This window comes from Luteimonas notoginsengisoli (genome assembly GCF_042648885.1).
GTDB lineage: Bacteria > Pseudomonadota > Gammaproteobacteria > Xanthomonadales > Xanthomonadaceae > Luteimonas > Luteimonas notoginsengisoli.
Genome location: NZ_JBHRYF010000026.1, coordinates 1 through 726, shown reverse-complemented (window position 1 = coordinate 726; position 726 = coordinate 1). Strand labels below are relative to the sequence as shown.

Genomic DNA, 726 nt, shown 5'->3' with positions numbered 1-726 from the left:
TCGCGCGCTCGACCTCGATCGCGATGGCTTCGTGGGTGGCGTCGTCGACGATCGTCAGGCACTTGATGACCCGACCTTCGGCGGTGCGGTCGAACACGAAGTCCATCGACCACACCTGATTGGCCGCCAGCGGCCGGATCAGCGGCTGGCGCTCGCCCGGCAACACCTTCTTGCGCTTGCGGCGCCGCACCTGCAGCTTCGCCTCCTGGTACAACCGTTCAACGCGCTTGTAGTTCACGAGCAGCCCCGCTTGCCTGAGCTTGAGGTGGATCATCCCGACGCCGTAGCGCTTGTGCCGCTGCGCCAGCGCCAGGATCCGCGCCCGCAGCTCGACGTTGCGGTCCGGACGCGGCGCATAGCGGTAGGCGCTGGCGCTCATGCGCACCACCGCCAGCGATCGTCGCTCGCTCAGCCCCTTGTCCACCAGATGCCGCACCAGCTCGCGTCGAGCCGGTGCGGTCACCACTTTTTTCGCAGGGCGTCCTTGATCACGTCGTTCTCGAACATCTGCTCGGCCAGCAGCTTCTTCAGCCGGGTGTTCTCCGCCTCCAGCTCCTTGAGGCGCTTGGCGTCGGGCACGCTCATGCCGCCGAACTTGCTGCGCCACAGGTAATACGAGGCTTCGCTGAAGCCGTGCCGGCGGCACAGGTCCTTGACCGGCAGGCCGGCCTCGGCCTCACGCAGGAAGCCGATGATCTGTTCTTCGGTAAAACGCTTCTTCACGTC

Annotated in this window: 1 pseudogene; it reads right to left on the bottom strand. The window is 66.0% G+C overall.

Annotated features, from left to right (window positions below):
• A pseudogene (locus tag ACFOM9_RS16305) lies at positions 1 to 723 on the bottom strand (IS3 family transposase); the annotation flags it as partial.
• Positions 724 to 726 lie beyond the last annotated feature (3 nt).